Annotated in this window: 21 protein-coding genes and 1 pseudogene; 19 read left to right on the top strand and 3 right to left on the bottom strand. The window is 69.2% G+C overall.

What is annotated here, in order from left to right:
- Nucleotides 1-31: 31 nt before the first annotated feature.
- Entirely contained in the window at nucleotides 32-1,102 is a 1,071-nt protein-coding gene (locus ACWD2L_RS02720) for an ABC transporter substrate-binding protein (RefSeq protein WP_351331325.1), read from the bottom strand.
- Between the two features lie 602 nt (nucleotides 1,103-1,704).
- Between ACWD2L_RS02720 and ACWD2L_RS02715 the strand changes: the two genes are divergently transcribed.
- The 19 genes from ACWD2L_RS02715 (at nucleotide 1,705) to ACWD2L_RS02625 (ending at nucleotide 21,843) form a co-directional block, all read left to right on the top strand.
- Nucleotides 1,705-2,601 (top strand): substrate-binding domain-containing protein, encoded by an 897-nt coding sequence (locus ACWD2L_RS02715; RefSeq protein ID WP_351331324.1) that lies wholly within the window; start codon nucleotides 1,705-1,707, stop codon nucleotides 2,599-2,601.
- A 64-nt stretch (nucleotides 2,602-2,665) separates the two neighbouring features.
- Nucleotides 2,666-3,532 (top strand): amidohydrolase family protein, encoded by an 867-nt coding sequence (locus ACWD2L_RS02710; protein ID WP_351331323.1) that lies wholly within the window; start codon nucleotides 2,666-2,668, stop codon nucleotides 3,530-3,532.
- A 48-nt stretch (nucleotides 3,533-3,580) separates the two neighbouring features.
- A complete protein-coding gene (locus ACWD2L_RS02705; protein WP_351331322.1) occupies nucleotides 3,581-4,666 on the top strand; it encodes an ABC transporter substrate-binding protein in 1,086 nt (361 codons plus the stop codon).
- Nucleotides 4,667-4,671: 5 nt separating this feature from the next.
- Nucleotides 4,672-5,898 carry an MFS transporter gene (locus ACWD2L_RS02700; RefSeq protein WP_351331357.1) on the top strand — a complete coding sequence of 409 codons (1,227 nt, stop codon included), beginning with the start codon at nucleotides 4,672-4,674 and terminating at the stop codon, nucleotides 5,896-5,898.
- 279 nt (nucleotides 5,899-6,177) lie between these two features.
- The gene (locus ACWD2L_RS02695; RefSeq protein ID WP_351331321.1) at nucleotides 6,178-6,972 is read left to right on the top strand and encodes an ABC transporter ATP-binding protein; all 795 of its coding nucleotides are present in this window, start codon (nucleotides 6,178-6,180) and stop codon (nucleotides 6,970-6,972) included.
- A gap of 122 nt (nucleotides 6,973-7,094) precedes the next feature.
- Nucleotides 7,095-7,733, top strand: a complete 639-nt coding sequence (locus ACWD2L_RS02690) for an SRPBCC domain-containing protein (protein WP_351331320.1) — start codon at nucleotides 7,095-7,097, stop codon at nucleotides 7,731-7,733.
- A complete protein-coding gene (locus ACWD2L_RS02685; protein WP_351331319.1) occupies nucleotides 7,730-8,590 on the top strand; it encodes an HpcH/HpaI aldolase family protein in 861 nt (286 codons plus the stop codon). Before ACWD2L_RS02690 ends, ACWD2L_RS02685 begins: the two co-directional genes overlap by 4 nt.
- 51 nt (nucleotides 8,591-8,641) lie before the next feature.
- The gene (locus ACWD2L_RS02680) at nucleotides 8,642-9,709 is read left to right on the top strand and encodes an amidohydrolase family protein (protein ID WP_351331318.1); all 1,068 of its coding nucleotides are present in this window, start codon (nucleotides 8,642-8,644) and stop codon (nucleotides 9,707-9,709) included.
- A complete protein-coding gene (locus tag ACWD2L_RS02675; RefSeq protein WP_351331317.1) occupies nucleotides 9,706-11,358 on the top strand; it encodes a thiamine pyrophosphate-binding protein in 1,653 nt (550 codons plus the stop codon). The genes ACWD2L_RS02680 and ACWD2L_RS02675 overlap by 4 nt, the downstream gene beginning before the upstream one ends.
- A gap of 5 nt (nucleotides 11,359-11,363) precedes the next feature.
- Nucleotides 11,364-12,278 (top strand): substrate-binding domain-containing protein, encoded by a 915-nt coding sequence (locus ACWD2L_RS02670; RefSeq protein WP_351331316.1) that lies wholly within the window; start codon nucleotides 11,364-11,366, stop codon nucleotides 12,276-12,278.
- A 69-nt stretch (nucleotides 12,279-12,347) separates the two neighbouring features.
- Nucleotides 12,348-13,517, top strand: a complete 1,170-nt coding sequence (locus tag ACWD2L_RS02665) for a DUF3500 domain-containing protein (RefSeq protein WP_351331315.1) — start codon at nucleotides 12,348-12,350, stop codon at nucleotides 13,515-13,517.
- Between the two features lie 35 nt (nucleotides 13,518-13,552).
- Nucleotides 13,553-14,431 carry a hypothetical protein gene (locus tag ACWD2L_RS02660; RefSeq protein WP_351331314.1) on the top strand — a complete coding sequence of 293 codons (879 nt, stop codon included), beginning with the start codon at nucleotides 13,553-13,555 and terminating at the stop codon, nucleotides 14,429-14,431.
- A gap of 49 nt (nucleotides 14,432-14,480) precedes the next feature.
- Complete coding sequence (locus tag ACWD2L_RS02655) at nucleotides 14,481-15,464, top strand: ABC transporter substrate-binding protein (protein WP_351331313.1); 984 nt, start codon at nucleotides 14,481-14,483, stop codon at nucleotides 15,462-15,464.
- 48 nt (nucleotides 15,465-15,512) lie between these two features.
- On the top strand, nucleotides 15,513-16,373 hold the full coding sequence (locus tag ACWD2L_RS02650; protein ID WP_351331312.1) for an amidohydrolase family protein: 861 nt from the start codon (nucleotides 15,513-15,515) through the stop codon (nucleotides 16,371-16,373).
- A gap of 6 nt (nucleotides 16,374-16,379) precedes the next feature.
- Nucleotides 16,380-17,048 (top strand): GntR family transcriptional regulator, encoded by a 669-nt coding sequence (locus ACWD2L_RS02645; RefSeq protein ID WP_351331311.1) that lies wholly within the window; start codon nucleotides 16,380-16,382, stop codon nucleotides 17,046-17,048.
- Between the two features lie 26 nt (nucleotides 17,049-17,074).
- Nucleotides 17,075-18,667 carry a carboxylesterase/lipase family protein gene (locus ACWD2L_RS02640; RefSeq protein WP_351331310.1) on the top strand — a complete coding sequence of 531 codons (1,593 nt, stop codon included), beginning with the start codon at nucleotides 17,075-17,077 and terminating at the stop codon, nucleotides 18,665-18,667.
- A gap of 14 nt (nucleotides 18,668-18,681) precedes the next feature.
- Nucleotides 18,682-19,719 (top strand): ABC transporter substrate-binding protein, encoded by a 1,038-nt coding sequence (locus tag ACWD2L_RS02635; RefSeq protein WP_351331309.1) that lies wholly within the window; start codon nucleotides 18,682-18,684, stop codon nucleotides 19,717-19,719.
- 32 nt (nucleotides 19,720-19,751) lie between these two features.
- Nucleotides 19,752-20,615, top strand: coding sequence for an ABC transporter permease (locus tag ACWD2L_RS02630; RefSeq protein WP_351331308.1), 864 nt, complete (start codon nucleotides 19,752-19,754; stop codon nucleotides 20,613-20,615).
- 34 nt (nucleotides 20,616-20,649) lie between these two features.
- Complete coding sequence (locus ACWD2L_RS02625; protein WP_351331307.1) at nucleotides 20,650-21,843, top strand: lactonase family protein; 1,194 nt, start codon at nucleotides 20,650-20,652, stop codon at nucleotides 21,841-21,843.
- 54 nt (nucleotides 21,844-21,897) lie between these two features.
- On the opposite strand, the gene ACWD2L_RS02620 is transcribed toward ACWD2L_RS02625, so the two are convergent.
- The gene (locus ACWD2L_RS02620; protein WP_351331306.1) at nucleotides 21,898-22,251 is read right to left on the bottom strand and encodes an MmcQ/YjbR family DNA-binding protein; all 354 of its coding nucleotides are present in this window, start codon (nucleotides 22,249-22,251) and stop codon (nucleotides 21,898-21,900) included.
- Nucleotides 22,248-22,642 (bottom strand): annotated as a pseudogene (locus tag ACWD2L_RS02615) (MmcQ/YjbR family DNA-binding protein). Before ACWD2L_RS02615 ends, ACWD2L_RS02620 begins: the two are co-directional and overlap by 4 nt.
- Nucleotides 22,643-22,714: the final 72 nt, after the last annotated feature.

Below are 22,714 nucleotides of genomic sequence, written 5' to 3'. Positions count from 1 at the left end.
CGGACCTCCGATTCTGGACGTGAACATGCACCTAGCCGACATCTGTCCCGAATTCCTTCTCGACCTTCGGATAGAACTCGGAGAGCGTGTTGTACTTCTGGAGGGTCGTGGTGCCGTACCACTTCAAGCCCGCCTTGCACATCGCTTGAAGAACGGCGGTGTCGCGCGAATTCGAGCAGTCGGTGTTCACCGGGATCCGGGAGTTGTAGCTCTTCGCGAGCAGTTTCTGGGCCGCGTCCGACGACAGGAACGTGGTGAGGAGCGCTCCGGCGGCCGGGTGCGGGGCGCCCTTCGGGACGTAGAGGTACGACTCGCTGGCGCTGGTCGGCGAGACGGGTGCGACGGCGACCGGCGCGCCCTTGTCCTGCGCGGCCAGCACCAGGCTGGCCAGGCTGGTCCCGATGCTCACCTCACCGGTCTCGATCGGCGCCTCGGCCTGGGTGACATTCGGTGAGTAGTGCGGTTTCAGGGCACCGAACTTCTTGGCCCAGGCCAGTGCCCTCTTCTCCCCCATCGAATCGTCGAGGTCCCAGACGGACATGAACGACGCCCGGGACTCCGCGGAGATCTCGCCTCCCGACCACCGGGAGTCGAGCAGGTCGTCCCAACTCCGCGGTACGTCGGCGGGTTTCACCTTGTCGGTGTTGTACGCCCAGACCTTGGGTGTGGCCCAGACGTAGACGAAGTTCTTGGCGAAGACGTTCTCCTGGGCGATGCCGTACTTCGTCCAGTCGACGTCACCGGCCAGATCGACCGCGGGGCTCATGGTGAGTCCGCCGGCATTGCCCACGTCGATCGACACCTTCTTGGCGGCCTGTTCCAGTCTGATCCGGCTCACCTGGTCCGGTGCCTTGACGTTGGTGTACTTGACCTTGATGCCGGGGTACTTCTCCTCGAACAGCTCGATGGCGGGCTGCATCTGCGCTTCCGGGTTCCAGGAGGCCCACTCGACCTCGCCCTCCTGTGTGGCCTGCTTCACCAAGGCGGCCCTCGACGAGGGGAGTTCGGCGCTCTTCGCCGTCGTCCCGCAGCCGCCCGCGGCGGCCGTCATCAGCAGCGCGAGCGCCACAGCCGCCACCCGGCCCTTCACGTCGTGACTCATCGGTCGTCCCCTCCTCGGGGTTGGCACCCAACGTCCCGTTGGACAGCCGGTGTTCGCGCACACGGGGTGGGTTCGTTGACGGCCGGACATGTCGGTGACGCGTCCGCCCCGTCGACCTGTTGGTGTGACGACATGGTGTGCCCATACCACCTGAAGGCGATGCTCGGGGCGATGTGGGCAGACGGCGCTGGGGCGACCGGTCGGGACAGTCATGTGCGGCTCAAGCTTCTTGTTAAACAATGTGGACCGTAGCACCGACCCTGCCCACCGTGAACCCCGTCACAGCAAAATCCCGCACGCTCGGTGTTTACCCCCGCCGTCGGCCTGGGTCCACGCCACCCCAAGCTGCCCCGACCACCTTCCATTGTTAGACAATGCCTGATCAGGCGGATGGGCACCTCCATCCCGCGCCCCAGCCTCAGCGACACCCCCGGATTGTTTGACGATTCTCATCCATCAGCCTTGTGTGAGGGGTGAAACCGCTGTTAACTTCCCAGCATTGTGCAACAAACAAGCTCGACAAGAGGAACTGATATGAGGGCCCAACTCCCCCGTGCCCCACATGACTTCGGACCTCGACGCGGCCGCTGCCGGGGCACACGATGACCCGGCTCACGGTGGCGCTGCGCCGCTACCCGCACACCGAGCCACTCCTCGACGGCACCGTGAAGACCCCCGGCTGCGATCTCGACTTCCCCGCGATCGAGCCGATCCATCGGGCCTTCGCACCGATGGTGCGTGAGCAGCGGTACGACGTCTCCGAAATGGCCATCGCCACCCTTCTCCAGGCGGTCGAGGCCGGTGTGCCGATCGCCGCGATCCCCGTGGTGCTGCACGGCAATTTCCACCACCGGTCGATCTCCGGTTGGGGAGGCGAGGGGCAGCTCCGGCCGGAGGACCTGCGTGGACAGCGGGTCGGTGTGCGCGCCTACAGCCAGACGACGGCCCTGTGGGTGCGGGGCGTCCTCAGTGACACCTACGGTGTGCGGGCCGAGGACATGACATGGGTGACCAGAGAGGGCCCACACGTCGACGGCGCACACGAGCCACCCAACGTGGAGCGCACCTCACTCGGACTGGTGGACGCGCTGCGCCAGGGAGACGTCGCCGCGGTGGTCATGGGAGCACGCTCCGCCGACCACGTGGACGGCCTCGTGCCTCTCCTCACCGACTGGAAGGAACAGCAGGCGGGGTTCCTCGACCACCACGGCTGGGTGCCGATCAACCATCTCGCCGTCGTGCGCAAGGATCTCCTGGAGTCCGAGCCCCGCGTCGTCCGCGCGCTCTACCAGGGGCTCTGCGCGAGTATCGACGCCGCGCGCCCTGTCGAGCCCACCGGCTCCACCCGCGAGCTCGTGGTGCAGCACGGCATGAGCGACACCCTCCTGGCCACCCTCCAGACGGCCATCCGCTTCGCCCGCGAGCAGGGGCTCATCAAGTCCGACCTGGACGCGGCGGACCTCTTCGCCGACTTCCACCGTCACGTGGGCCCGGCCTGACCCGCCCGCACGTTCGGCCGGTCCGGGACACATCTCCGTACCCGCAAGACTCCGAGGAGCATCGATGCACTATTTCGACACCCACACCCATGCCATGTCGGCCGACACGGACACCTACCCGACGGCGCCGCTCGGCGGAACGCGATCGGAGTGGTCGCAGGCCCGCCCCGTTGATGTGTCCGGCCTGATCCGACACCTCGACGACGCCGGGGTGGAGCGGGCGGCGCTCGTCCACGCGTCGACGGTCTACGGATTCGACAACCGTTACGCGGCCGACGCCCTGGACAGGCATCCGGACCGGCTGGTGGGCGTGTGCGCGGTCGACTTCCTGTCCGACTCGGCGGTGCCCGACCTCCACCACTGGATCGAGGAGCGCGGGTTCAGCGGTGTCCGCATCCGTGTCTCCGACGGCACCACGAAGGTACCCACGCCGGGCTCCGGGATCTCGGACGAGCGGATGACCGCGGTGTGGGACTACGTGGAGAGCCGCGGGGTGCCCGTGTGCGTCCAGATGCACTCGAAGGACGCCGACAAGCTCGCCCACGTACTCGACGCGCACCCGACGCTGACCATCCTGCTCGACCACGCGGGCCGCCCCAACGCCAGTGGCGGCCCCTCCTACCCGAAGCTCGACGAACTCGGCCGGCTGGCCCGATTCCCTGGCGTCCACCTGAAGATCACGCCCCCGGCGCTGAACCGCCTCGCCGGCGAACCGGACGTCGACGTCCCCGAAGTCCTGCGCCGTCTCGCCGGCATCTTCGGCGCCGACCGTCTGATGTGGGGGTCGAACTTCCCGGCGTCCGACGGCACCTTGCGTGACCTGCGTGACCGGATCGAGAGCCACCTGTCATGGATGGCACCGGACGACCTCGCGAACGTCCTCGGCGGCAATGCCTCCCGTGTCTACAACGCATCCGCAGTCACCCGATAACCCCTGCCCGCCGCGCGACGGCCGGCATGTCTTGAGGACGAAATGGCGATGAAACAGGCAAGGAAGGGCGGGCCCCCACGGCGTTGCGCCTTCGCCGCGGTCACCGTTCTGGTCACCGCGGCGGGCATGACCGGCTGCGGGACGTCGGCCAAGAGCGCGGATCTCCCGAAGTCGATGAACGCGCTGGTGAAACAGGCCGGGCAGGAGGGCGAGGTCGAGTGGTCGGCCCCCAAGCCGCAGGCCCAGATGCAGCCCGCGATCGACCTGTTCGAGAAGAAGTACCCCGGCATCGAGGTCAAGTACACCAACACCAAGGCCCCCGACCAGGTCAGCCAGCTCAGGATGGAGCAGGCCGCCGGGAAGGTCTCCGTCGACGTGGGCAACGCCGGTGGACTCACCGTGGGCCCGTCCGCCGACATGGCGGACAACATCGACTGGACCCGGTACGGCATCGACAAGAAGAACCTCCTGCACAAGGGACTCGTCTACATCTGGGCGGTTCCGAAGGTGTGGTCCTACAACACGGACAAGGTCAAGCCGGCCGATGTGCCGAGGACGTGGAACGACCTGCTCGACCCCCGCTGGTCCGGCGGCAAGATCTCGGCCGAGTCCCGCGCGTCGTTCCTGACCGCCTGGGACCTGGACCCGGGCCTGGGGCAGAAGATGGCGCTGGCGTGGGCCAAGAAGTTCGCCGCGCAGAAGCCCCACTACGCGCCGAACACCACCCAGACCGAGGCACCGGTCGAGTCGGGTGAGGTGAGCATCGGCACCAGCCTCATCAACCTCGTGCTGGAGGCGAAGAAGAAGGGCGCGCCCGTCGAGGTGGCCCCCCTCTCCCCCACCAACGCGAACGAGTCGTACCTCTACGTCCCCAAGGGTGCCCAACACCCCGCCGCCGCAGCCCTGTTGACCTCGTTCCTGTCCTCCGCCCCGGCCCAGCAGGCCCTCGCCAAGACGTACAACTCCCGTATCCCCGCGAAGACCGACTGCTCGCACCCGGACGACACCCCGGTCCTCGCGGCGATCTGCCAGGCGAACCTGAAGTGGTACCCGACGTCGACGCTCGACGACTACAACCGCCTGACCGCCTTCTTCCCCAAGGGAGAGAAGGCACTGGGCACGGACATCGGTTGACCGAGGTGGCCCCGGCGGGCGGACGACCGGGCACCTTCGCCTCGCTGCGGATCAGGAACTACCGCCTGTTCTCGATGGGGCAGTTCACGTCGGTGGTCGGCAACTGGATGCAGAACATCGCCATCGGCTGGCTGACCCTCGACCTCACCCACAGTGGCACCATGCTCGGCCTGGTGACCGGGGCCCGGTATCTGCCGGTCCTGTTGCTCGGTGTCTGGGGCGGGCTCGTGGCCGACCGGCACGACACCCGGCGGCTCCTTCTGCTCACCCAGATCTGCTTCGGTGTCCTGGCCGCGCTGCTGACCGTGCTGTCGTGGACCCACCTCGTCACACTGCCGCTGCTCATCCTGGTCATGCTCGCGCTCGGCCTGACGAACGTCTTCGACAACCCCGCACGCCAGAAGCTGCTCGGCGAACTCGTCGACGCGGACCATCTGGCCAATGCCATCGCGATCAACTCCACCTTCATCAACACGGCCAAGCTCGCCGGCCCCGGCATCGCCGGATCGGTGATCGCGACACTGGGGGCGACCCCGTGTTTCGCCCTGGACACCCTGTCGTTCCTGGCCGTCATCCTCAGCCTGCTCGGACTGCGCTCGGCCGAGATGTTCCCGGCCGAACCCGAGGACCGTGCGACGGGGCAGATCCGCGAGGGCCTCGCCCACATCCGCCACACGCCCGAGCTGCTGTACCCGATGGTCATGGTGTACGTGACGGGCATCCTCACCTGGGAGTTCCCGGTGAGCCTGCCGCTGCTGACGACATCGGTGTTCCGGGCGGGACCTGCGGGGTACGGCACGGCGATGGCCGTCATGAGCCTGGGCGGAGTGGCCGGCGGGCTGTTGGCGATGCGCAGGCGCCGGTTCGACACCCGGTCGCTCGCGGTGTCGGCGGTGCTCTGGGGTGTCGTGATCTGCGCCGCGGCGCTGGCACCGACACTGCCCGTGACACTGGTCCTGCTCGTGTTCGTCGGCTCCGCCTCGATCACCTTCAACTCCTCCGCCAAGACACTGATGCAGCTGACGGCCGCCCCGCAGATGCGCGGCCGTGTGCTGTCGGTCTGGTCGATCGGCTGGCTGGGCGGCACGGTCATCGGCGGTCCCGCCGTCGGTGCCATTGGTGCCTCGTGGGGCGCCCGGGGCGCCCTGCTCGTCGGCGGTCTCGCCGCGGCGGCGGTCGGCCTGGCCGTACTGCCGCTCTCGTCGGCCGGCCGCGCACGCTCCCACCCCTGACCCGGCCGTAGGCCTCCCTGCGAGACACCATCACGCGCGATCCACTTTGTCTAACAGTCCGCCATCGAGCCAGCTGGAGATTCCTGTGAATCACCCTTATTTACTGCGAACTTCTTGTGCCGCCATGACGACGGTGTTACGTTCCCGTTGAAAGTTGTTGGACAATCGAAGTGAAGCAGACCGCCACTGCCGATTGGATCCACCCACGACCGCCGCCCCAGCCGCGAGCGCACGGCCCCCGATCCAGCCCTTCGCGGGAAGGAGGCCGAGGAGACTGACATGTCGACCACCCAGCGCAACCTCCACACAGAGGCACTCCGTCTCGAGAACGTCACCCTGCAGTTCCCCGGCACTCACCGGCCGGCGATCGAGGATGTGTCGTTCAAGGTCGATCGCGGCAAGGTCGTCGCCGTGATCGGTCCCAGCGGATGCGGGAAGAGCACCATCCTCAACCTGGCCGCCGGGCTGCTCTCCCCCACGCAGGGGGAGGTGCACTACGCAGGCGAGCCGGTCACCACCGTCAACTCCGATGCCGCGTACGTGACACAGGCGTCCCACCTGCTGCCCTGGCTGAGCGTCAAGGCGAACATCGGCCTGGCCCTCAAGTTCCGCAAGGTCCCCAAGGAGGAGCGCGAGGCGCGCATCGCCAACTGGATCGAACTCGTCGGCCTGACCGGCTTCGAGGACCACTTCCCGCGGGAACTGTCCGGCGGCATGCAGAAACGCTGCGCGATCGCGCGGGCCCTGATCTACGACCCGTCCATCGTGCTGATGGACGAGCCGTTCGGGCCGCTCGACGCGATCACCCGGCTCAGGCTCCAGCAGGAACTGCTCAACATCTGGCAGGAGCAGAACGGGACCCTGATCTTCGTCACGCACGACCTCAACGAGGCTCTCTACCTGGCCGACGAGGTCGTCGTGATGTCACAGGGCCCCGGCACGATCCGGCGTGTCATCCAGGTCCCCTTCGAACGGCCGCGCCAGATCGGCTCGCTCGTCGAGTCACCCGAGTTCTCGGAGCTCTACAACCACCTCTGGGGCCTGTTCGCCGCCGAGCAGGAGGCCGCCGCGTAGCACCGCCACGCGACCCGTACACGCCCCACATCGCCCAACCATCACGGCAGTTGTGCCGTCATGCCGTCCTGCCCCGGCTCCCCCATGACCGCAACGCCTGCCGCCGAGTGAGGTTCACTGCTTTGATATCGATCACGGAAGAGATCGCCGTACCGAGTCCGCCCGAACGTGTCTGGGAGGTCATCTCCGACCCCTCGGCCGTCGTGTCCTGCATCGGTGGCGCGGAGCTCGGAGCGTCGCACGACGACGGGTCCTTCGACGGAACCCTGGCCATCAGATTCGGTGGCATCCGGGTCAAGTTCGCCGCCCGCATCTCCCTGGACCTCGACGAGTCCACACATGAGGGCCGCCTCACGGCCCGTGGCGCGGACGGCCAGGGCGCCACCCGCTTCAGCGCCGAGGCCACCTTCCGCGTCGTCGAGGCGGACACCCCCGACAGCGCCAAGGTGTTCTGCGACGGCCAGATCAAACTCAACGGCAAGCTCGCCAAGTTGATCGAGTCGGGCGCCGGGGCCGTGGTCTCCCGGATGACGAAGGAGTTCACCGAGCGGTTCGTCCAGGTGTGTGCCGCGCCCGTCGAGACACCCACATTGGTGTCCGCCGACGCACCGGCCCCCGCGCCGAGGCCGACCGGCCTCTTCGCCCGCCTGCGGGCCTGGTGGGCCGGTCGACGCGCCAGGCGCCAAGGGCAGCCGCCGCAGACGGCGCCGCGCGCCGAGAACACATCCGAGGAAGCACTCCGCCAGGGAGGTCGGCGATGACAACGTCCAGGCTCAACAAGGTGATCGGCGCGCTGGACGCCGGGCAGCATGTCTTCGCGACCTTCTCCGCGGCCGATCCGACATCCGCGATCGAGCTGAGCAACTCGGACTACGACGCCGTGGTGTTCGAGATGGAGCACAAGCCCTGGGACATCAACGCCCTCAAGGACAGCTTCCAGTACCTGCTGAGCAGGCGCCGGGTATTCGAGGCGGACAGCCTCGCACCGGATGTCACCCCGATCGTGCGCATCCCCGCCAACGGCGCGGAGAAGGCGCAGTGGCACGCCAAACAGGCCCTGGACCTGGGGGCGTTCGGCATCATCTGGCCGCACATCTCCACGGTGGAGGAGGCCCGGAACGCCGTCGCCGCCTGCCGCTACCCGCGGCTGCCCGACGCCCCGCTGTACGAGCCGGCCGGCCTGCGCGGTGACGGCCCGCACGCGGCGACCCGCTACTGGGGCATCCCGAACACCGAGTACTACGCGCGGGCCGATGTGTGGCCGCTCGCCCCGGACGGCGAGATCCTCGTCGGCCTCATGATCGAGGACCAGCAGGGCATCAAGAACCTGCCGGGCATCCTCGACCAGGTGCCGGGGATCGGCCTGATCCTCATCGGCGAGGGCGACATGAGCCAGGAGCTGGGCTTCCCCCGCCAGTACGAGCACCCCCGCGTTCTGGAGTGCAAGCAGCGGATCCTCGACATCTGCGCCGAGCGCGGAGTCGCCGTGGGTCATCCGCATGTCACCGCCGACAACGTCAAGCAGGTCCTCGACGACGGCTACCGCTTCCTGATGTCTTCACCGGTGCGCACCTACCCCGGCCTGCACAAGGCCCGGGAGCTGACCGGCCGGGAGTGAGGTGTCCTCACACCCTCTGCCGACCACCGCACGCGAGTTTCGGAGCAACACATGATCATCGACAGCCATGGCCACTTCACCACGGCGCCACCCGCGCTCGGCAAGTGGCGCGAGAAGCAGATCAAGGCGTTCGAGGAGTCCGGCGCCCGGGTCTCGCCCGAGGCGCTGCACATCACCGACGGCGAGATACGCGAAGCCATCGAGAACGGGCAGCTGAAGCTCCAGATGGAGCGCGGCACCGACGTGACGATCTTCTCGCCGGGCGCGGGCAAGATGGCCCACCACTACGGCGACGAGCGGACCAGCCTCGACTGGGCGCACGTCAGCAACGACCTGATCGCCCGGGTGTGCGGTCTCTTCCCCGAGCGGTTCGTCGGGGTGTGCCAGCTCCCGCAGTCCCCGGGCGACGCACTGGCCGCCTCCGTACGCAACTCCGCGGCCGAACTGGAGCGCTGCGTCGAGACGTTGGGCTTCGTCGGCTGCCTGCTCAACCCGGACCCGTCGGACGGCTACTACCAGGCGCCGCCGCTGACGGACCGCGTCTACTACCCGCTCTACGAGAAGATGGTCGAGCTCGACGTGCCCGCGATGGTGCACGTCGCGATGTCCAGGAACCCCGCGATGCAAGGCACATGTGCCCACTATCTCGCCGGTGACACCGCGGCGTTCATGCAGCTGTGCGAGTCGGACCTGTTCAAGGACTTCCCGAAGCTGAAGCTGATCCTGCCGCACGGCGGCGGCGCCGTCCCGTACCACTGGGGCCGCTACCGGGGCATGATGCAGGACCGCGGCCGGCCGCCGCTTGAGGAGTCGATCCTCGGCAATGTCTCCTTCGACACCTGCGTGTACCACAAGCGCGGCATGGAGCTGCTGCTCGACATCATCCCCGCTCAGAACGTCCTGTTCGCCTCGGAGATGATCGGCGCCGTCCGCAGCGTGGACCCGGAGACGGGGCGGCGGTTCGACGACACGAAGTACACCCTCGACTCCATCGACATGAGCGATGCCGACCGGCGGGCGGTCTACGGGGGGAACGCGCTGCACGTCTTCTCCCGGCTCGAAGGCGTCCTGAAGTCGCGGGCGACCGCTGCGGCGAACGTGAAGGAGTTCCAGAAGTGAAGGTCTACGAAGCTCTCGCCGAGGCGTTCGTCCGGGAGGGCACCAGCGATGTCTTCGGCATGATGGGTGACGCCAACATGCACTGGATGGCCGCGCTCGCCGACCGCGGTGTCAAGCTCTACGAGGTACGGCACGAGGGATCCGGCCTCGGCATGGCCGACGGCTGGGCCCGCGGCGCGGGCCGGCCGGGCGTGGTCACCACGACCAGCGGCCCCGGTGTCTCGCAGCTGGCCACCTCGATGCTCTGCGCGAGCCGGGCGGGCACCCCCCTGGTGGCCTTCTGCGGTGAGACCCCGCTGGGCGACGAGGGCGCCACCCAGTACCTCGACCAGCGGCGCTTCGCCGCCGCCATCGAGTGCGAGTTCATCCACATCGCCCGCCCGGAGAACGCCCAGGAGGCGGTGCGGCAGGCCTTCTACCTGGCCAGGACCGAGTCCAAGCCGGTCATGATCAGCGCCCCGTTCGACGTCCAGGTGGCCGAACTCGACGACTACGACGAGGACTACGTCCCGTCGACCGCCCTGATCGAGAAGTCCAGGCTGCTGCCCGAGCCGAGCCGTCTTGAGGCCGCCTGTGACCTGATCCAGGACTCCAAGCGCGTCGTGATCATCGCCGGGCGGGGTGCGCGGGGTGCGGACTCCGGCGAGGAGGTGCTCGCCCTCCAGGAGCAGACCGGCGCCCTGCTGGCCACCACCTTGCAGGCGAAGAACTGGCTGTGCGACCGCACCGACTTCCACGTCGGCCTGTCGGGCCTGTTCGGCGACAAGGTGTCGATGGAGCTGCTCCAGGACGCCGACTGCGTGATCGCGGTGGGCGCCAGCCTGAACCACTACACGATCGAGAGCGGCTACCTCTACCCCGAGGCCAAGTACATCCAGATCGACACCGCTCCCCACCTGGTCATGGGCAACGGCAAGAGGGCGGACTGCTATCTGCAGGCCGACGCGGTCACCGCACTCAGCGACCTGACCCGGGTGCTCCAGGAGCGTTCCGTCCGGCACGAGGGCTACCACACCGACCAGGTGCGCGAGCACCTGACCGCCCGTGTCCAGCAGCCGGAGTACGTGAACGAGCCCGGCCGGCTCGACCCGCGCGAGGCGATCTGGATCCTGGACCACGATCTGCCGGGCGAGATGGGCCTGGTGCTCGGCAGCGGGCACCAGACCGACTTCGGCACCATGCTCTTCCAGCGCTCCCGTGATGTGCTCTCCAACTACGGCATGTTCGGAGCCATCGGCCAGGCCCCGCTGATCGCCCTCGGGCAGATGGTCGCCAAGGGCAACAAGCCGGGGTTCGTGGTCGAGGGCGACGCCAGCTTCATCATGCACCTGTCCGAGTTCGAGACGGCGTGCCGCTACGACATCCCGCTGCTCGTCGTCGTGATGAACGACCAGGGCCTCGGCGCCGAGTACCACAAGGCGAAGGCCAAGGGGCTCGACCCGGACCTCGCGACCATCTCCACGCCCGAACTCGGCTCGGTCGCCGCGTCGTTGGGCGGCGGCGGGGCCACGGTCCGCACGGCGCAGGAGCTGCGCGACGCGCTGGCCGAGTACGTGCGTGAACCCCGGCCCACCGTGATCGACGTCCGGATCACCCGCGAGGTGCTGAGCACCCCGTACCGCCGCATCCAGTACGGAGAGGACGTGTGAGCGGCATGCGCGAGACACCTTCCCCCGAGACACCTCTGAGCGTGGTGCTCGGCAATCACTCCCACACCCGTCCACTGAAGGACGGCACCGTCCCCGTCGACGGAGTGGAGTGCCACTACCCCGAGTTCAGCCCACTGCCGCCGGCCTTCGCCCGGATGGTCCGTGAACTGGCCTACGACATCTGCGAGATGCCGATGGCCACCTACCTCCAGGCCCGCGACGCGGGTGTCCCGGTGACCCTGCTGCCCGTGGTGCTGGTGGGCAGCACCCACCACCGCTCCCTCACCCGGCTGCCCGACGGCGCCGACCTCGGCCCGCGCGACCTCGTGGGCCGGCGGGTGGGCGTGCGCTCGTACGGCCAGACCACCGGGCTGTGGGTGCGCGGCTGGCTGCAGGAGGAGTACGGCGTCAAGTCCTCCGACGTCACGTGGGTGACCACCGAGGACGTCCATGTCTCCCAGTACACCAATCCGTCGTACGTAGAACGCTCCGACCAGAAGCGGGTCGCGGACCTGCTGCACGCCGGAGACGTATCGGCGGCAGTGCTCGGCCCGAAGGCAATCGGCGGGCAGGGCAAGGGACTTGTCACCTTGGTCAAGGACGCGGAGGCCGCAGGACAGGCCTGGATCGAACGTCACGGGACGATCCCGGCCAACCACCTCCTGGTGGTGCGCGACGACGTCCTGCGCGCCCGGCAGGAGGACGTACGGGCCGTGTACCGGGCACTGGAGGAGGCGATCACGTCTACCGCGGGAGAACGAGACGACTCACCCGCCGGGCGCGCGGTGCGGGCCGGCTGGAGCGATTCGCTCGCCGCCTGCCTGGAGATCGCCGGCCAGTACGCCCTGGAGCAGGGCCTCATCGGCGAGCCGGTGGACGTGGCGGCCATCGAGGAGAAGGCGGCCTTCCTCAGCCAGTGAGGAGGCGATCGACACGGGTGTGCCGCCGGGCGGCGCACCCGTCGACAAGCATCGAAAGGAGGAGCGGCGATGGTGGCACTGCGCAAGCGGGGCAACGCGCCCACCCGCGAGCCCGACGTCTGGACACCTGATCTGCTCGAAAAGGTCGCCTGGCGGGTGAAGGCCGCGAACGAGCCGTTCCGCGGCGTGGGTACGTCGGCCGGCATCCGGCCGGGACTCTTCCCGCTGCGGAGCACGGGCGCCGACGTCCGCAAGGTGTACCGGGCCGCCGAGGACTACCTGGCGGGTCTGACCCAGAAGCAGCGCGCCGAGGGCCGCTTCCCCATGGACGACGTGAGCTGGCGGCACTGGAACAACGGCGCACGCTACTTCCTGCGCCACGGCGTCTGCCTGGAGGAACTCGACGACGCCCGGCGCCAGTCGGCCATGTCCGTCATCCGGGAGAGCCTCAGCGCGGACGGCTACGGGCAGATGGTCGACCTGATGCGTCTCAATCTGACCATCGGCGAGATGAGCGACAACACGCACGGGCTCAACGAGTGGCTGTACTGGTTCTCCGTCTACGGGGAGCCCGAGAACGGCGGCCCGTGGGGCTGGCAGCTCGACGGTCACCACGTCAACGTCAACTGCGTCTTCGTCGGCGACCAGATGGTCCTCACCCCTTCCTTCCTCGGCGCCGAACCCGTGGCCGCCGGTTCCGGGAAGTACGCCGGAACGGTCGCCTTCCGTGGCGAGGAGGCCCTCGGCCAGGAGCTGTTCACCGACCTCGACCCCCGGCAGCGCGAGCACGCCGTCATCGCGGACACCCTGCCGGCAGAGCTGTTCGTCGGGGCCTTCCGCGACAACTTCGAGCTCAACTACGCCGGGCTGCCGCTGAGTCGGATGTCCACCGGCCAGCGGGACACCGCGCTGCGCCTCCTCGGCCTGTACGTGAACCGGGCCGGCGACCACCACGCGCGGGTGCGCATGGAGGAGGTCCTGGCGCACGAGGGCGACACCCACTTCGCGTGGGCCGGGAACCCCGACGGCACCTTCTACTACCGCCTGCACAGCCCCGTGATCCTCGTCGAGTTCGAGCACATGCCGGGCGTGCTCTTCGGCAACGACTATCCGTCGCGCCGACACATCCACACCATCGTCCGCACCCCCAACGCAGGTGACTACGGCGCCGATCTGCTGCGCCGCCACCACGAACGTCACCACACACCGCGGACCGCGAACCCGGATCAGGCGGCCTGAACCGCCGCTCTGATCCTGCCCAGAAGGAGTAAGACATGAAGTTGGTGCTCGGCCGTGACGACCTCGCGGCGGCCGCGATCTCGGCGGTCCGTGAATCAGGCACGGAGCCGGAGCGGCTCGACATCAGTCCCGTGCACAAGGCCTCCCGTGGCTTCGTGAACGAGTCGGCCGCCGACCTGTGCGAGATCGCGATCGCGACGGTGCTGCAGGCCGTCGCCCACGGGAAGCCGGTGCTGCTGCTGCCGGTCACCACTCTGGGGCGCCACCAGCACCAGACGCTTGTGACCCTCGGCAAGCTGTCCGCCGCCGACGTGGAGGGGCACAGCGTGGGCGTCCGCTCCTGGAGCCAGACCACCGGTGTGTGGATGCGCGGTTTCCTCAGCGAGCAGTACGGCGTCGACCTGGGCAAGGCGCACTGGACGACGTACGAGGGCAGCCATGTCGACGGCGCCGACGACCCGTCCTGGGTGCGGCAGGCGCCGGAGGGGGCCAAGCTGCAGGCGGACTTCCTGGAGGGCCGCCTCGACTTCGGGATCATGGGCAACGGCCTCCCCGCCGACGACCGCATCCGCACCGCGATCGACGGCGCGCACGAGGTCGCCGAACAGTGGTCGCGGGACCGGGGGTTCATCCCGGTCAACCACGTCGTCGGTGTGTCCGCGTCGGCCGCGGCGGAGCACTCCGCCGCGATCCTCGCCGCGTACGACGCGATGCGCTCGGTCCTCACCGACGCGGAGAAGCCGGGCCCCGTGCCCCTGCACCCCGTGGGCTTCGAGGCGCTGCGCGGCGCGTTCACCAAGGCCGCGGCGTACGCGCTGGAGCAGGGCGTGATCGAGCGGGCGGTCGACTACGACGAGCTCGTCGAGCGCACCTGCACGGCGCTTGGTGTGTCACCGGAGCGCCTGGGCGGCTGACACCCCCGCGAACTGCCCTACGTACTCATGAACTTGGAGATGGACAGCAATGGAAAAGATCACGACGGTCTTCGGTGACTACCCGCACGGGCAGGCACTGCTGGACGGCGACGTCGAAATCGACGGGTACCGGGTCGACCCGGTGGAGGTCAAGCCGGTCATCGGCGCGTACCGGCGGATGATCCGGGACCTGGAGTTCGACGTGTGCGAACTCGCCCCGGTCTCCTACCTGATGGCACGCCAGGAGGGCATCCCGCTGACCGCGGTGCCGGTCTTCCTCAACCGGCGCTTCCACCACGGTGACGTCCAGTGCGCGGCCAACTCCGGTATCCGCGTGCCGAAGGACCTGGAAGGACGCCGCATCGGCGTGCGCGCCTACTCGGTGAGCACCGGTGTGTGGGTGCGTGGTGTGCTGCGTGAGGAGTACGGGGTCGACATCGACACGATCACGTGGGTGGTGGACGACGACGACCACATCGAGGGCCGTGTCCCGGCCAATGTCGAGCGGGTCACCGACGGCCGTTCGCTGGGCGAGCTGCTGCGCGCCGGGGAGATCGACGCGGCGCTGACCGGCAACGCCGGGACCGGCCGGGCCGGTTCTCCGAGGGCCGGGTGGACGGCGGCGGCCGACCCGGAGCCCACCAGCGACGAAGGACCGTACCCGCTCTTCCCCGAGGCCGGCGCGATCGCGGTGGACCACTACCTGCGCACCGGGATCTACCCGCTGCACTCGCTGATCTCGGTGCGCTCCGAACTCGTGGAGCGCGACCCCGACCTGCCCACCAAGCTGTACGCGGCGTTCGCGGAGAGCAAGCGCCGCCACCTCGCCGCGCAGCCCGAGTGGGCGGCGGTACCGCGCCTGGCCCGCCAGGGCCGCGCGATCGGCGCCGACCCCGTCCCGTACGGCGTCACAGCCAACGAGCGCAGCCTGAACGCCATGGCGCGGTTCGCGAAGGACCAGGGGCTGCTCGACGCGGACTTCCCCACCGACGCGGGCTCGCTGTTCGCGGCGGGCGAGTACCCGGCCGCCTGAGCCCTTCCCTCCACGAGCCTGCCCATACAGACAGAGAGAGCACCCCGCATGGACGTCGTCGACGCACACTGCCACATCATCTCCGAGGACCCGACCGCCTACCCCCAAGCACCGCTCGGGGGCAAGCAGTCGACGTGGGCCGCCACCCGACCAGTGACCGCCGAGGGCATGGTCGACCGGATGGACGCGACCGGCATCGACCAGGCCGTCCTCGTTCAGGCCACCACCAACTACGGCTACGACAACTCGTACGTCCTCGACAGCACCCGCCGGTGGCCGGAGCGCTTCGTCGCCGTCGGCACCGTCGACCCGCTGCGCCCCGACGCCGCCGACTCGCTCAAGGCCGCGGTCGGCGAGGGCGGCCTGTCCGGGGTGCGGCTTTTCACCAGCGGCAGCACGGTGCCGACGCAGGGCGAGTGGTTCGCCGCCCCGGAGGCGTACCCCTTCTGGGAGCAGGCCGCCGAGCTGAAGCTGCCGGTGTGTCTCCAGATGCGGCTCGGCCCCGCAACCGAGCAGCTGAAGGAACTTCTGGGCCGCTTCCCCGGTGTCACGGTCCTCCTCGACCACATCGGCTACCCCGACATCGCCGCGTCCCCGGCCAAGGCGGGCGCCGAGGTGGCGGAACTGGCCGTGCACCCGGGCCTGCACCTCAAGCTGACCCACCGCAACCTGGAGCGGCTTCAGGACGCCGGGGAGCAGGCGGCCGACTTCCTCGGCCCGGTCGTCGGGGCGTTCGGGGCGGGGCGGATCGCCTGGGGGTCGAACTGCCCGGCCGCCGAACAGTCGCTGCCCGAGCTCCTCACCCTCGCCCAGCAGGTCCTCGCGGGGCTGCCGGAGCAGGACCGGCAGGAGATCTTCGCGGGCACCGCCCGGCGCCTGTACGCCTCCCTCGGCAGCTCCGGGAGCTGACCCGTCATGCCTGCCACGCCTTCAGTCGCCACCCGCTACAGCCACGCCTACGACGGGCTGCGCTCCCTGCTGCTGTCGGGGAGCATCCCGCCGGACACACGGCTGACCGAGGCGGACCTCACGCGAATGTTCGACGTGTCCCGGAGCACCATGCGCACCGCCCTGGCCCGCCTGACGCACGAGGGCTATGTGACCGGGGAGGTCAACCGCGGGGTGCGCACCAGGAGTTTCTCCGTCGAGGAGGCGGCGGACATTCTGGAGGCCCGCGAGATCCTGGAGTCCGCGCTGGCCGGCAAGGCCGCGGAGCAGGCCACCGCCGAAGAGGTGGAGGAACTGGGGCGCACGCTCCAGGACATGGAGGAGCGGCAGTCCCGCGGCGACCAGGACGCCTACTCGCGCTGCAACCGCCGCTTCCACCAGCAGCTGAAACTGGCCTCGCACCAGGGCACGTTGGCGCGCGCCTACGACACGCTGCTGTACCCGCTGGTGATGCGCCAGTACCGCAATCTGTCGGCGCGGCACCCGCGCTCCGGCTCCCTCGAGGAGCACCGGGCCATCTACCTGGCCGTCGTCACCCGCAACCCCGCCGCGGCGTCCGCCGCGATGCGCCATCACGTCGGCTCCGCCCGCAGGGCGCTGCTGCTCGACACGTCCCCTGCCGCGCACGTCGGTTGACGAGCGGCCGGGGCGGAAAGGACCCAATGACCCGTGCCATCGCGGACACCGAGGCGGGCCCCGTCGAGGGCATCCCGTGCCGGGATCGCTCCGTCACCGTCTTCCGCGGCATCCCCTACGCGGCGCCGCCCGTCGGCGATCTGCGCTGGCGGCCGCCGCGGCCCCCGCGGCGCTGGGAGGGGGTGCGGCGGGCCGACCGGTTCGGACCCATGTGCCCGCAGGCACCGAACGAGGCGGCGGCGACCGGTGTCGACGTGCCGATGAGCGAGGACTGCCTGAGCCTGAACATCTGGACGGGCGCGCCCTCGCGCGAGGAACGACGGCCGGTCCTGGTCTGGATCTACGGTGGCGGCTTCCGCGAGGGCACGGGCGCGCAGCCGCGCTACGACGGCGAGAACCTGGCCGGCCAGGGCGTGCTCGTCGTCACGTTCAACTACCGCCTGGGCGCCTTCGGTTTCCTCGCCGCACCCGAGCTCGGGGCCGAGTCGGAGCACGGCTCGTCGGGCAACTACGGGCTCCTCGACTGTGTGGCCGCGCTGCGCTGGGTGCGCGACAACATCGCGGGCTTCGGCGGTGACCCCGACCGGGTCACCATCGCGGGCCAGTCCGCGGGGGCCGGCCTGGTCAACTTCCTCGCCATGTCCCCGCTCGCCAAGGGCCTGTTCCACCGGGCCATCGCGCAGAGCCACGCCCGGTACTGCCGCGACCCCGAGCTCCGCTACCTGTCGACGTCCTACCGCCTGCGGGCCGACGCGGAGAGCGCGGGCAGCCAGTACCTGCGGGTGCACGGCGCCCGCACTGTCCGGGAGCTGCGAGCACTGGACTGGCACAAGCTGATCGACGGGCACGACCCGATCGACACCAGCGTCGAGACCGGCGGCGCCGCGGGACCGCCGATGCTGCGTCCCGTCGTGGACGGCTGGGCGATCCCCGCCGGATACCACGAGACGTACGCCCAGGGCCTGCAGAACGACATCGACTACCTCGCCGGGAACAACCTCGACGAGGCAGGGGCGGTCCCTCGGAACCTGGTCGACGCGCTGCGCACCGGCCGTCGCACCACCCGGCCCGGGTCCCCTCCGGTCCAGGTGACACTGGAGCAGCACCGGGCCGCCGCACAGCGGAAGTTCGGCGCGCTCGCTGAGGAGTTCCTGCGCCTGTACCCGGCGACGACGGACGACGAGGCGGCCGAGGCCAGCAGCCGGGCGGCCCGCGACAACTCCCGCCTCTCGACGTACCTCTGGGGTGTCGACTGGGCCCGGCACAGCGCACGGTCCCTGCACACCTACTTCTGGACCCACCGCTCGAAGGCGGAGGGTTCCGGACCGCGCGGGGCCTGCCACGGTTCCGAGATCGACTACGTCTTCGGCAACCCCGCGGGCGGCACCGGCTCGTGGACCGAGGAGGATCACGAGATCGCCCGGACCGTCTCCGGCTACTGGACGAACTTCGTCGCCACCGGAGACCCCAACGGCGCGGGTCTCCCCCGCTGGCAGCCCTTCTCGAAGGACGTCGGCTCCGTCATGGAGATCGGCGAGCACTTTCGACCCATCAACGTCGCGGACCCGGAGCACACCCGCTTCTGGCTCCGTTTCTTCGAAACCCAACAAGCTTGGTGAACAAGGGAGTTCCCATGCGTTACCGCACAAGCTCGCGCACGCTGGCTCTTACCTCCACCGCGATACTCGGCGCCGCTCTGCTGACCGGCTGCGGAGGTCAGGGCGCGGCGTCGGTCGACTCGGACGGCATGAAGACCGTCTCGGTGGGTGTGAGCGGCAACATCTTCGATCTGTCCATCCGCGTGGCCGAGGAGAACGGCTACTTCGCCAAGCAACACATCAAAATCAAGTACGTGACCCTGAACGCCTCGACGGGCACTTCAGGGCTCCAGTCGGGTTCGGTGCAGTTCCTCAACGCCAGCCCGACCAGCTTCCTGGCCGCGCTCTCCAAGGGTCTTCCGGAGGTGTCGGTCGCGACGAACGGCGGCGGCAACCCCCTGGGCATCGTGGTCAGTTCCGACTTCGCGAAGAAGCACCACCTGACCTCGAACACTCCGGGGAAGCAGGTCGCCAAGGCGCTGGCCGGCTCCACCGCCGGCGCCAGCTCCGCCAACACCAAGGCCGAGGCGGGGCTGTTCCTCAAGGCCAACGGTGTGAAGACGAGCCAGATGAAGTGGGTGTCGCTGCCGAACCCGGCCGCGGACAAGGCGGCACTCACCAAGGGCGAGGTCGACTGGTTCATCACGTCCGAACCCATCCCGCTCCAGGTCCAGCACGACGGGGACGGTGTCGTCGTCGCCGACCCGGAGAAGGTTCCCCAGTGGGCCTTCGACGATGCCGGGTACGGCCAGGCCGTCGTGGCGCAGAAGAGCTTCGCGAAGAGCGACCCCTCCACCGTGAAGGGCTTCGCGACCGCCGTCCACCAGGCGACCGCCTACCTCGACTCGCACAAGTCCAGCGACAAGAAGGTACTGGCGGCGGCGCGCAAGACACTGCCCGGCGTGCCCGACGACGTGCTGAGCGCCTCCGTCGAGCAGGTGGACTGGCCGGCGAGCGCCAAGATGGACGCCGCCGGCTGGAAGAAGACCGTCGCCTTCGTGAAGGACGGCATCGGCGCGGTCGCGGACGCGTCGGTGTCATCCAGTGACTGGACCAACAAGTACCTGCCGTGACACGGCCTCAATCACCCGGAAGGGAGCAGACCATGGCAACCGTCACCGACAAGGCCGTACCCGCTGCCGACACGGCGGCACCACGCGCCCCGAAGACGTCCGACCGCTGGCGAGGCACACCCGCCGTCATCGGGCTGCGCATCCTCGTGATCGTGGTCGCCCTCGTCCTGTGGCAGTGGATGAGCGGCACCGTTCTGCCCGAGTACGCGGTCAGCAAGCCCACCGACGTGTTCGAGGCTCTCACCAAGATGCTCGGCTCGGCATCCGGCTGGACCAACATCAGGGTCACCGCCATCGAGGTCCTCGCGGGCTTCGGCCTCGGTGTCGCCGCGGGCACGGTGATGGGGCTCGTCCTCGGCTCCTTCCCGCTCCTGGGACGGGTCCTTGAACCCCTGGTCGCGGCCCTCAACGGCATCCCGAAGATCGCGCTCGCGCCGCTGTTCCTGCTGTTCTTCGGCATCGGATCCTGGTCGAAGATCACCATCGCCATGACCGGCGTCGCCTTCGTCGTCTTCTACAACATCTATCTGGGCCTTCGGCAGCGGGAGCGTGAACTCGTCGAGGTCGTCCAGGTGATGGGCGGGCGCAGGCACCACGTCCTGGGCTATGTCACGATCCCGACGCTCGCCGCGCCGTTCTTCGCCGCGCTCAAGACGGGCGGGCCGCTGGCCATCCTGGGTGTCATCGGCGGTGAGTTCATCGCCTCCTCCGAGGGCGTCGGCCACGAACTGTTCACCGCCGCGCAGAACCTCGACGCTCCCAACGAGTTCGCGGGCCTGATCGTCCTCGTGGCGCTGACCCTCGCCCTCAACGGCGTCCTCAGCGCGCTCGACACGTACGCCCTCAAGTGTCTCGGCCTCGCGCCCCGCCGCAACAGGCCGCAGCCCAAGAAGTGAACCGATCACACCCACCTTCGACGGGACCTCCCCGATGAGCAGACACCCGCACATCCCACGGGACGCCGGCACCACACCCCGGCGCCCCGCTCGCAGATCCGTCCTGACCGCGCTCACGGCGTCGGCGGCGAGCGCGGCACTCCTGCCGTCCACGGCCGCACACGCGACCGCCCGCCGAACGCCCACCGACCTGCTCTACGTCGGCACCTGGGGGCAGCCGGAGGTGCACGCGATCCGCTTCGACCCCGAGCGCGGCGCGATGACACCCCTCGGCAAGGTCGCAGCGGTCACTTCCAACTGGGTGGCCACACACCCACACCGCCCCGTCCTGTACGTCGCGGGCAGCGAACAGGGTGGTGTCATCCGGACCTTCCGCATCGACACCACCACCGGAGCGCTGGATCAGCTCGCCGAGACCTCGACCGAGACCGTGCCGACCGGCAGCGGCGGCCTCTCCTACCTCGCTCCAACGCCCGACGCGGCAACTCTGCTGGTCGCCGACTTCGCGACGGGCTCCGCCGTGACTCTGCCGATCGACGGGGCCGGCCGGCTCGGCCCCGTGGCCTCCCGCGTCCAGGACACGGGCTCCGGCCCCAACCCCCGCCAGGCGGGCCCGCATGTGCACCACGTCGTCATCGACCCGAGCCACCGGTACGCCTTGGTGTCGGACTTCGGCGCCGACCGCGTCTTCGTCCGCGCGTACGACCCGCACACGCGCCACATGTCCGCGGTCACCAACTCCTATGCCACGCAGCCGGGTTCGGGGCCGCGACGGCTGGCCTTCCACCCCCGGGGCCGCACGGCCTACGTCCTCAACGAACTGACCGCGGACATCGAGTCCCTGTCCTGGGACCCCGGAACGGGAGCTCTGACACCCCGCCAACGCCTGACCACGAACGCGCCGGGACACACCAGCACCACCAGCGCAGCCGAACTGGCCATCAGCCGCGACGGACGCCACGTCTACGTCTCCAACCGCGGCGACAACGCGCTGGTCGCCTTCTCGGCCGACCCCAGGACCGGCCTGCTCACCGAGGTACAGCGCCTGCCCTGCGGCGGCGTCACGCCGTGGAGCTTCACGCTGCACCCCGGCGGGCGTTGGCTGTTCGTCGCGAACAAGGCGAGCGGCACAGTCAACCTCTTCCGTGTGCACCCGGGTTCGGGACACCTCACCGACACGGGCGCGTCCGCGCCCGTCCCCAACCCCGACTGCATCGCCATCCACTGACGGTTCGTGCCCCACCGGAGCTTGCGGAGCAGGCGCCGGTGGCCGCGCCGAGGCCTACCGGGCCAGCGGCAGCCGATCGACGACCAGGTCGTAGGAGTCCTCGACCGCTTCGGTGATCAGCCGCTTCGTGATCCCGGGGCCGGGCCCCAGTGAGATCCAGTGGCGCTTGTCGAGGTAGCGGCCCGGTGTGATCGAGGCATGGTGGCGCGCTTTCGTGCGGGCGAGTTCGGGCTCGCACTTGACCGTGATGATCTGTTCGGCCGGGTCGTCGGTCACGATCAGGAACACCTTGCCCGCAACCTTGTACACGTCGAGTGCCGGAGTGAAGGGGTAGCCGTGACTGACGTCGGGGAGGGCCAGGGCCACCCGGCGGGCGGTGTCCTGGAGACGTTCACCGGCCGCGCTCACCGGGACACCCGCGTGCGGGTGCCGTAGGTGTGCGGGTCGACAGGCCGCTCGGCCCTGGGCAGGTGGGCGACGCCGAGCCGGTAGGAGTCGGCCACGACCTCCCTGACGAGCACCTCATCGACACCCTCTCCGCCCTCCACAGTGATCCAGTACTTCTTGTTCATGTGGTAACCGGGGGTGATGTGGCTGTACCACTCCCGCAGGGCATGGGACTCACCGGGGTCCGCCTTGAGGATCACGACGGGCCGCCCCGGAACTTCGGTCATCAGCATGAACACCTTGCCGCGCACCTTGTAAACCTCCAGTCGGGGCCGAAGGGGTGCTCAAGTTGGGCTCCGGGGAGTTCCTCGGCGTAGTCGGCGGCGACCTTGTGCAGGGTCGATCCGTTCATGGGTAGCGAGCCTTCTCAGGTGATGACGGGGGGGGCGCCTCCCATTCTTCCGCCGAAGCAGACAAAGAGGGC

This window comes from Streptomyces sp. NPDC002754 (assembly GCF_053592315.1).
This window is presented reverse-complemented; position numbering and strand designations above follow the sequence as displayed.